This is a genomic window from Streptomyces europaeiscabiei (assembly GCF_001550375.1).
GTDB lineage: Bacteria > Actinomycetota > Actinomycetes > Streptomycetales > Streptomycetaceae > Streptomyces > Streptomyces europaeiscabiei.
In genome coordinates this window covers 1-9,713 of the sequence record NZ_LRTR01000855.1, presented here as the reverse complement: position 1 = coordinate 9,713, position 9,713 = coordinate 1, and the positions used below count along the sequence as shown (strand labels likewise).

The 9,713-nt window shown below is 70.2% G+C and carries 6 protein-coding genes and 1 pseudogene; 2 read left to right on the top strand and 5 right to left on the bottom strand.

Features of this window, described 5'->3' with window-relative positions; all coding sequences use genetic code 11:
- Together AWZ10_RS43505 and AWZ10_RS43500 are read left to right on the top strand one after the other, a co-directional pair.
- A pseudogene (locus AWZ10_RS43505) lies at positions 1 to 376 on the top strand (DUF3168 domain-containing protein); the annotation flags it as partial.
- A gap of 1 nt (position 377) precedes the next feature.
- On the top strand, positions 378 to 1,061 hold the full coding sequence (locus AWZ10_RS43500; RefSeq protein ID WP_060893925.1) for an RES family NAD+ phosphorylase: 684 nt from the start codon (positions 378 to 380) through the stop codon (positions 1,059 to 1,061).
- 251 nt (positions 1,062 to 1,312) lie between these two features.
- On the opposite strand, the gene AWZ10_RS43495 is transcribed toward AWZ10_RS43500, so the two are convergent.
- The 5 genes from AWZ10_RS43495 to AWZ10_RS43475 form a co-directional block, all read right to left on the bottom strand.
- The gene (locus AWZ10_RS43495) at positions 1,313 to 2,458 is read right to left on the bottom strand and encodes a macro domain-containing protein (RefSeq protein ID WP_060893924.1); all 1,146 of its coding nucleotides are present in this window, start codon (positions 2,456 to 2,458) and stop codon (positions 1,313 to 1,315) included.
- Between the two features lie 69 nt (positions 2,459 to 2,527).
- Positions 2,528 to 4,021, bottom strand: a complete 1,494-nt coding sequence (locus tag AWZ10_RS43490; protein ID WP_060893923.1) for a family 43 glycosylhydrolase — start codon at positions 4,019 to 4,021, stop codon at positions 2,528 to 2,530.
- Positions 4,018 to 7,308, bottom strand: coding sequence for a discoidin domain-containing protein (locus tag AWZ10_RS43485; protein ID WP_060893922.1), 3,291 nt, complete (start codon positions 7,306 to 7,308; stop codon positions 4,018 to 4,020). The genes AWZ10_RS43490 and AWZ10_RS43485 overlap by 4 nt, the downstream gene beginning before the upstream one ends.
- A 229-nt stretch (positions 7,309 to 7,537) precedes the next feature.
- Positions 7,538 to 8,662, bottom strand: a complete 1,125-nt coding sequence (locus AWZ10_RS43480; RefSeq protein WP_060893921.1) for a PP2C family protein-serine/threonine phosphatase — start codon at positions 8,660 to 8,662, stop codon at positions 7,538 to 7,540.
- 505 nt (positions 8,663 to 9,167) lie between these two features.
- Positions 9,168 to 9,713, bottom strand: a 546-nt coding sequence (locus tag AWZ10_RS43475) for a zinc-binding dehydrogenase (RefSeq protein ID WP_159058578.1), incomplete at its 5' end; no start/stop codon positions are given.

The window sequence follows — 9,713 nt, the reverse complement described above, 5'->3', positions numbered from 1 at the left end:
CGGACCGGGCGGCACACCGCCGCCCGAGGTCCGCTGGGCCTCGGCCCGCGACCGGCTGCTGGCCGAGCCCGCCCTGACGGACGCGGAACTGGCGGAGATCTTCGGGATCGCGGCCGACCAGCCCGAACTGATCCGGCTCCGTGTCTCCCAGGGCCCCGAGCTGCTGCCCGCGTTCCAGTTCGACGGGGAAGGCCGGCCCCGGCCCCTGGTGCTCGCCATCAACGCGATGCTGGGCGCGGCGGCCGACCCCTGGGGAGTGGCCGACTGGTGGCTGGGGCCCAACCTGTGGCTGGACGCCGTGCCGGCGACTCTGCTCGGCGCGGGCCTGGACGATCAACTGCTCGCCGCGGCGGGCGTGGTGGGGGAGGACGACTGACATGGCCCGTGGAGCGAAACTCCCCGAGAAGGGCACGGCGAACGCCCGCAGGGTGGTCCGCAGGGCGGGCGAACTCTTCTACCGGGTGCACTCGCGGCACCGTGCGGCGGACCGCTTCAACCCGAAGCCGCAGGACCACCACTTCGGCGGCGGTCGCTTCGACAGCACTCCGAACGATTCCTACGCGTATCTGTACGCGGCCCCCAAGCCCGAGACCGCGATCATCGAGAGGTTCGTCCGCACCCTGCGCTTCGACGGTCTGGGCAACTCCCGCGTCCTGCCGCAGAAGGAACTGGAGGGCAGGCTGCTGTCCCAGGTGCGGCTCACCAGGGACGTCGAACTGGTCTCCCTGTGCAGCATCCTCCACCTCAACGCCGTGCAGCAGAGCGACTGGTGGCTCGTGGAGTCCGAGCCCACGGAGTACGCGTTCACCCGGCGCTGGGGGCACTGGCTGCGGGCCGAGGCGGACTGGGCGGACGGCTTCGTCTGGCGCTCCCGGCTGGACGGCCCCAACGAGTCCCTGGTCCTGTTCGGCTCAGCCGCCGAGAGCGACCTGCTGACGGTGACCGACGAGCCGCCGAGGATCCTCGACGACGAGGACGGTCTGCGCTGGCTGGCCGAGACGCTGGGGGAGTACCGCGTCGAGATCGGGTCGGTGGACCCACTGCCGGGGATCGGGTCCTGACGCCGTCCGCCCGCGGCGCCGGGCGACCCCGGGGCGCTTTCCGGGCGGGAACCGGTAGTTTTCCGGGCTGTCCCGGGAGATCGGTGGAACGGGTTCCGATCTCCGCCGCCGCTCGTGCATACTTCTGATCGAAAGGCCGCGGGGAAAGACGGGGGAATGCGGCAGGAATGAAGCACGGTATTCGAGTTCCACGGGGCGAGGGAATTCGAATACCGTGCTCTTTCGCGTCGGCCGGCGTGCGGGCCCTGTTTTCAGGGGCGCCGGTCGCTCAGTACGTCGATCACCGCGCGGGCGCTGAGCGGATTGCGCGTCACCAGATGCACCGACCAGTCGGGGTCGGCCCTGAGTACCTGCTCCAGCGTGCCGACGACGGTCTCGGCGCTGGTCCGCGCGTCGAGGCCGCCCCGGCCCGCCCCGAGCAGGGGCAGCGCGATGGACCGCAGGGGTGTGCGGCCCGTACGTCGTTCGGCCGCCGCCAGTTGGAAGACACGCCGCACGGCCGCCGCGACGGCCGCGGGCGCGGTCTCGTACCCGTCGCCCGTCGCCGAGGGTGTGGCGACCGCCGCGTGGAGGATCCGCCGTACCCCCTGCGCCGACAGGGCGCCCGGTGAGGTGACGGCGACCGTGCCCGCCGCCACGGGAAGTCCGGGCACCCCGAACCTCCTTACCCAGTCCGCGAGTTGCCGTGCTATCACGTCATCAGTGATGCGGCCGACGGTGTCCTTCGTGGCCCCGGCCCGCCGCAGGCTGCCGGAGACCGTGCGGCGGAACGTCTTCGACATCTCGAAGTAGATGTTCTCCGAGGAGACCAGGACGTCCACGCCCGTGACCAGCTCGATGGGTGCCACGTGCAGAGTGAGCAGGACGTCCCCGTGGGCGAAGGCGGCTCGTAACACATGACGTCCCGCTCGGACGGGGGCGACGGCGCTCCCCCGGGAACTCTCCCGGGAGCCCGGGACGGGCCCCGGCTCGTGGCCCTCGAAGTTCATGACGGCTCGGGCCACCTGCTGGAGCATCAGCTTCTCCTGGTGCTTGCGGAAGCGCTCCGCCCCGACGCGGTAGACATGGGCCGCCCGCTCCCGGCGCTCCTTGCCCGACAGGTCGCGGGTACCGGGGGCGAACCCGAACGAGTGGAGGGCCGCGTCGCGTACCAGTTCCCCGTCGAGGCCCAGCACCACGGTGTGCAGCAGGCGCTCGACGGCCTCCGGCTCCCCGCGCCCGCCCGGTGCGGCTGTCTCCGCACCGGGCGACCGGCCCGCCGCCAACGCGTGCAGCGTCTCCAACTCCGCCTCGTGCAGCCGCAGCAGCCCGAGCGCCCGGACCCGGCCCAGTTCGTCGACCAGCTTGCGCAGAGTCGTCGGGAGGTCGGGTCCGGCTTGCTCCTGCTCATCAATCACCGCTCAAGGATGGGCAGGGGTCCCGCGCCGGGCAAGCGGTTTGGGACGATCGGGAGGGAAACCGTATGATTATTCGCCCGACGGCGCGGTCAAGGTGACGCCGAGGGAGACCGGGGTGCCGAAGTTCGGGGTGCCGTCGGCGTTCCAGGTGAACTTCTGCGCCCTGGTCGACCGGTTCATGTCGCAGCCTCCGGAGGCGGAGTTGTTGGCGTGGTAGACCATCCAGTCCTCGGTGCCGTCGGGGGACTTGAAGAACCCGTTGTGGCCGGGGCCGTAGACGCCGTTCGCGTTGGACCGCTGGAAGACCGGGTTCGGGGACTTGACCCACGAGGAGGAGTCGAGCGGGTCGCCTCCGTTGTAGGTGAGCATGCCGAGCTTGTAGTCGGGGGTGGAGCAGTGGCTGGCGGAGTAGACGATGAAGGTCCTGCCACCCCGCTGCAGGACCTCGGCGCCCTCGTTCACCGCGCCACCGACCGTCTCCCAGCTGTACGTCGGCGTGGAGAGCACACGGCGGGTGCCGCTCGCGGTCCACGGGTTCGACAGCGGCCGGATGAACATGGGCTGCGAGCCGTTGTAGAACGTGCCCAGGAGGTACAGCCTGCCGTCGAGTTGCAGGATGCCGGGGTCCAGCTCCCAGGTGTTGTCCTGCGTCGGGTCGAGCAGGTCGCCCTTGAAGCTGTACGGGCCCATGGGGTCCAGCCCGGCGCTCTCCAGGACGTGGATCCGCTGGGTGCCCAGGTCGTACGGCTCCCGGCCGGCCGTGTAGTAGAAGTACCAGCGCTTGCCGTTGGGGCCGTCGAGGAGATGGAACTCCGGGGCCCACATCGTGCCTGCCCCGTTGGGCCGGGTCAGATTGAAGACCACCTGTTCGTCGGCCGTGGCGAGCCCGGCGAGGGTGCTCGCCTTGCGCATGGTGACCGTCGAGTTCCAGGTCGTGGTGGCGAGGTAGTAGAAGCCGTCGTGGTACGTCAGCCACGGGTCGGGGCCGCGCTGGGCCAGCGGGTTGGTGAACGTCTTCGGGGTGGTGCCGCCGGTGAAGCCGGGCAGCCGCCACACCCTGCCGTTCGCGGTGGCGCACGGCAGCTGCACCAGGTTGGTGTTCGAGGCCGACGAACCGCCGCTCGGCGCGACGCACTTGCCCGAACCGACGGAGACCAGGTTGAAGGTCCTGTCCGTGCCGGCGACCGACACCGGTGCGAGCCGCCACCGCTGGTTGGCCGCGCCGTGGCAGGGCCACTGGATGACCGCGGCGTTGTCCGCCGTGGAGGCGCCGTACACGTCGACGCACTGCCCGGACCGGGTGGTGACCGTGTAGGTGTCGGTCGTCCCCGAGACCGGTGTGAAACTCAGGCTCTGGTTGGCCCCGCCGTCGCAGGTGAAGGCCCGCAGCTGAGTGCCGTTGGACGACGAACCGCCGGGAAGATCAAGGCAGTTGCCGCCGTTCTGGTTCACCCCCGGCGAGGTGAAGGCGACGGCGGCGGCAGCGGGCTGCGGTGCCACCAGGAAGGCGACCGCCATGGTGACCGACGCGAGGATCGCGGACAGGAATCCGGGACGAGTCACGGTCCGTACACCTTTGCTTCGAGGAGTCCGACGGAGTTCGTGCCGTTGCCGGTGAGCAGCACCCGTAGCCGGGTGGTGCTCGTGGCGTTGAAGGTGACGGTGTTGTACTGGTTCTTGGCCAGGGGGTAGGACCCGGCTCCCGGCACGTCGGCGTACGCGCTGCCGTTCCAGTACTGGAGCTTCCACGAGGCGGGCATGTCGATGCCCTGGTCGTCGTCGAAGAAGTACACCTCGGCCTTGTTCAGGGTCTTCGCGGACGGCCAGGTCAGCTCGGCCCACTGCTGGCCCGTCTCCGGCCAGGTGCCCCAGCGCGGGTTCACGGTGTCGCCGGACGACGGCGGATCGATCCCGTCGTTGACGGCGGTGACACTCTCCCCGGAGGAGGTGTACGACGCCGTGGCCGTGGCCGACGCCGCCAGGTTGCCCGGCGGCTGGACCCCGCCCCGGTTGAACACCTTGACCTCCGTGAGGCCCGTCTTCGCGCCGGAGGCGTGGGTGGCCAGGATGCGGATGCGCTGGGCGCTGACCGCCGGGAACCGCACCCGGTTGTAGTTGGCCCGTGGCGCCGCCGGACTCTTCGTCTGGTCGGGCGCGTTCACCCACGAACTGCCGTTGTGGTACTGGATCGTGTACGCGGACGGCGCCCGGTAGGTGGTGTTCGCCGGGCGGCTGTCCTTGAAGTGCAGCCGGACCTCGTTGAGTGTGCGGGTGGTGCCGAAGTTCAGCTCGTACCAGTCCTGGCTGTTGGCGGAGCCACCCGCGCCCCAGAACGGCTCGTTGGTGGGATAACCGTCGACCGCGCCCGAGACGTTGCTGCCGGTACCGGTGTGGGAGGCGGACACGGTCGCGCCGGCGGCGAGGTTGGTGAGGTCGGCGGTCAGGTCGACACCCGCCTTGGCGAGCATGTCGACCATCTGCGGGCTGTCCTGCACGACCTGGCTGGGGGTCTTGAGCCCGGATTTGGCGGTGTGGTGGGTGACCGTGCCGCTCGTGGTGACGTCACCCGTGGCCGGGTCCCAGGTCAGGGGCACCAGCGAGCTGACGGTGGCGACGCGGTCGCCGTCGACGTAGACCGAGTAGCCCTCCGGGATGCCCGGGTAGCGGACCACCCCGTCGGCCGGGTCGTCCCAGACGACGGACAGGTCGGCACCCCGGTAGCGGAGGTTGTTGACGGTGAAGTGGCTCCAGCCGATGTCGATCGGGGACAGCTCGACCTTCGCGTCATTGCGGGGACGCAGCCCGGCCACGTCCTCGATGACCGTCCAGTTGCTGCTGCCGAGGATGTTGTGGTGGATCCAGGAACGGTAGTTGACGGAGCTGCCGTTCCAGTCCGCCCAGAACTCGTTGGCGTCGGGCCACTGGGTGTTGCCGCCGACGTACTGCGCCCAGGTGTTCCAGTAGAGGAGCTTCTTGTAGTCGGTCGCGTCCATCCAGGAGTTGGGGTAGTTGCGCAACACCGATGAGTACAGGCGGAACTGCACGGTCGAGTTGATCGTGGAGAAGTTGTTGGATCCCGGTTCCCCGGCGTCGGCCGCCGCCTGCTTGTCGACCTGGTTGGCCGTGTAGAAGGGGAAGATCGGATACTGGGCCGGGTCGTCGTACAGCCGCAGGGCCTGCCGGTACGTCGCCGTGTTCGGGACGGCGCCGACCGAGAACGGATAGTAGTTGTTGATCTCCTTCCAGGGCACCCACTCGTTCGTCGACTTGAGCCGGTGCTCGAACAGCTGCCGGCTGGGGTTCCACAGCACGTTGACGATCGCGTCCTTGATCTGCGTCGCCAGCGTGCGCATCTCGGTGGCCTTGGCCGTGTTGCCGATCGCCTCGTAGGCCTGGGCGGCGGCGAGCGCGCCGCTGTACTGGTAGGCGGACTCGGCGCGGTCCATGTTGCCGGGCTTCCAGTGGAAGGAGACGGCGTCGGCGTCGTTGCCGGTCAGCGCGCCCCAGTCGTACTCGATGAGCTTGTTGTTGTCGTGGTCGTAGTGCGCGAGTTGGCCCTTGACGTCTCCCTCGGCGTAGCGGGCCAGGTTGGCGGCGATGCCCGGCTGGCCGCCATGGATCTGGTAGCTCTTCCAGGCCGCCTCGGCGATGTACTGGGTGTAGCTGTTGGACCAGTTCTCCGGATCACCGGGGTTGTCGAGGAAACGGCCGCCCTTGGAGATCTGGCCGACGCTCAGCCAGTCCCCGTACGCGTAGGCCGGGTTGCGCAGGTACTTGAGGTCGTCGATGTGCATCGGCTGGGTGAGCGCGATCGCGTTGTTGTAGCCGAGGACGCCCTCGGTGGAGGTCGGGAACTGGAAGGTCTGCCCGGGGATGTCCGCGTCGAGGCTGTTGAAGCGCATCAGCCACCAGCGGTAGTAGATGTTCTTCTTGATCGCCGGTTCGGGCACGTCGATGTACGGCACGTTCTGCGCCCACCACAGGTTGTAGGCCTTGACGTGGGTGGCGAACGCGGTCGCCGCTGAATATCCCGCGTAGGCGTTGTACTCGGTCAGTGACTGGGGGATCTCGTCGGTGACGAAGCCCATGACCACCTTGGCCGTCACGGTGGCGCCGGCCGCGACCGTCACGGACCGGCTGAGCCCACCGCCGGAGACGGCGAAGCCGTCGCCGGTGAGGCGGGGGCGGAGGGTCGTGAGGTTGTTGAAGGCGTCGACCTGGCCGGTCAGTTCGCTTCCGGTGCCGGAGGCGGCGTACGGCGAGGTCGCCCGCAGTTGCAGCGTCGTGGAACCGGAACCGTTGTTCTTGATGGACAGGTTGGTCACGGCGACGTTGTTGTCGGTGATGAACTTCGTCTGGTCGACCGTGACCGAGCCGCTGGTGTGGACGCTCTTCCAGTGACTGGGCGTCTGCCGCCGCTGGGCGACCTGTTCGGTGAAGGTGCCCGGGGTGATCGCCACGGTGTACGCGCTGCTGTCGTTGATGCTCTCCCAGTAGGCGGCCTTCCCGCCGAAACCGAGCTGGGCGGGGTTGTGCTCCTTCATGAAGAGCGCCCGCCCGCGGCTCATCAGCCAGGGCCCGGCGGGATCATTGCCGGAGCGGGCCAGCAGGCGGTCCATCCAGAAGTCGGTCCCCGAGCTCTCCGCGTCGTAGATGGCCTTCATCATGTCGCCGGGTGTGTGCGCCACGGGTGGTGCCGGGATCGCGGGCCCGCCGAAGGTGGGGAACCCGATGGTCTGCGCCGCGGCGGCCGGGGGAGCGGCGACGACGGAACATGCGCTCAGCGTCAGGGCGACGAGGAGACACCTCGTGCGCCGGCGTCGTACCAGGAGGACGTGCGGTCTTCTCATCGGATGCTCCCTGTCCCGTTGACAACACGCGTTCGCTCGCGATGGCACCGACGTTCGTGAACCGGGGGAGTGCGGAAAACAACCTAAAAGGTTTTCGCAACGTAGAAGCGGGCTGTTGAGGTGTCAAGGGAGGCGGAAGAGAGGCGAGTTCACGGGGCGAGCGGTTCAGGACGCGCAGGCGTCGCTCCACGCCCTGCCGCGTTCCGCAGAAACCCTTTTCGGTACTCGTTCAGTGACGCGGTGACCGGCGGACCGTCAGGACGGCGACGTCGTCGTGACGGCCGCCGCTGCCCGCGTACACGCCGGCGTCCTCGTACAGGGCCCGGGGCAGGTCTGTGGGGGAGAGGTCGAGATGCCTGGCGAGGCGATCCTCGACCGGGTAGAACGTGCCGTCGGCGGCGCGGGTCTCGGTGAGGCCGTCGGTGCTCAGCAGCAGCGTCGCGCCGTCCGGGAACGGGAACCAGCCCACGGTCGTCGGTTCGAGCGCCAGCTCGGCGAGACCCAGCGGGACACCGGAGTCCAGTTCGGCCGTGGTGACCGTACCCTCGTGCATCACATGCGGCAGGACGTGCCCGCAGTTGACGGCCTGCACCTCCTCACCGTCCGCGTCGATGCCGAGGACGAGGGCGGTGACGAAGCGTTCGTCGTCACCGGTGTTCTCGGCGTAGGAGTTGTGCCGGACGACGGCCGCGTCCAGGGCGTCGACGAGCGCGGTGAGCGTGGGCTCGCGGTGGGCGGCCTCGCGGAAGGCGCCGATGACGGCGAACGCCGCGCCCACGGCGGCCAGTCCCTTGCCCTGGACGTCGCCGATCAGCACCCGGGTCCCCCAGGGCGAGGCGACGACGTCGTAGATGTCGCCGCCGACGAGCCGGTCCTCCTGGAGGGGCTCGTAGATCCCGTTGACCAGGACGTCGTCGGTGAGCAGGGGCAGGGGGTGGAGGATGTGCCGCTGCATGGCCGCGGCCGTGGACCGCAGCCGCAGCATCTCGTGCTCGCGCCTGATCCGCCGCTGACAGGCATAGACCGAGGCCACGCCCAGGGTGAGGGTGAGCAGGACCAGCAGGAGCCGGTCGATCCACCGGTCCGCGTCGACGTTGCGCACCACCGCCGTGGCGGTGACGACGAGCGTGGTCCACGCGGCGACGAACGCCGTCTGCCGGACGGTGCACAGCGCCGACGCCGTGCCCGGCAGGAACACCAGCAGCCCGAGGAGCCACACCTCGGACCCGGACAGCACCCCGAGCGCCTCCACCAGGGCCGTCACCGCCAGCACGCCGAGGACCAGTTCGGCGTTGCCCGGCGGCTCGATGGCCTCGAAGGCCTCGGCTGGTCTCTTCCGGCGGCTACCGGCCATGCGAACTCCCGGGCAGATCGTGATCTCCCCGTACGGTAAGCCGGGCCCGGTCAGGTGCGGGAGGCGCCCCGCCGATCCGGGCCCGAGGGGGCGCTGAGCCGACTGTCCGAAGGCCGCCGGGCGGAGTCTGCGGGGGCGCGCCGAGCCGACCTTCCATGGGTTCGTCGAGCCGAACTGCGGATGTCTGCGCCGAGCCGACCCACCAGGGCGCGCCGGGCGGACGTGGGGAGGTTCTGCCGGGCCCGAGAGCCTGAGAGGGCGAGCAGCACAGCCGATCTTCCGAGGGACCGCTCAGCCGACCTGAGGAGGTCTGCCGGGCCGACCGCGGGGGTCTGCCGAGCCGGGCTTCCGAAGGCCTGCCGAGCCGGGCAAGGGAAAGCCGTCGAGCCCAGCCTTCGAGGGGGCGTCGAGCGCGGCCTCATCGGGTCGCCCGGCCCGGCCTCATCGGGTCGCCCGGCCCGGCCTCATCGGGTCCCCGGGCTCAGCCCTATCGGCCCGCCGAGCCTCAGAGGGCTCGTCGGCCCGGGTCGACGTGGATCTTCGGCCCACCGCCGGCCCCGGCCGGGCGTTCACCCGCGAGCACCGGGCCGGCCTCGTCGAGGCCCACCGTGGCGGCGACCAGCGGTCTGGGGTCGACCGTGCCGGTGGCGTACGCGCGGATGGTGGCGTCGAGGCCCGGGGACGCGGAGAGGATGCCGACTGCCGTGACGTCCTTGAGGACGAGCGTGCGGGTGTCGATCCGGCTGGGCTCGGCGGCCAGCCCGATGTACACGACGCGGCCCCCGGGTTCCACCGACTCCAGGGCGGCGCCCGGCAGATGGGCGGCGTTCGTGGCGTCGACGACGGCGTCGAAGGGGAGGTCCGGGAGGGAGTCCTCCGTCCAGGTGTGCGCGAAGCCCAGGCCGCGGGCGAAGCCGAGGGAACCGGCGTTCTGGCCCATCAGGTGGACCTCCGCACCGGCGGCGCGGAGGAACAGCGCGACCAGCAGCCCGATCGTCCCCGGCCCCAGCACCAGGGCGCGGTCCCCCGGCCGGGTCGCGGCGGCCTCCGC

Coding starts and splice junctions, on each gene's coding strand:
- AWZ10_RS43500 (WP_060893925.1), top strand. CDS start 378: ATGGCCCGTGGAGCGAAACTCCCCGAGAAGGGCACGGCGAACGCCCGC.
- AWZ10_RS43485 (WP_060893922.1), bottom strand. CDS start 7,308: ATGAGAAGACCGCACGTCCTCCTGGTACGACGCCGGCGCACGAGGTGT.
- AWZ10_RS43480 (WP_060893921.1), bottom strand. CDS start 8,662: ATGGCCGGTAGCCGCCGGAAGAGACCAGCCGAGGCCTTCGAGGCCATC.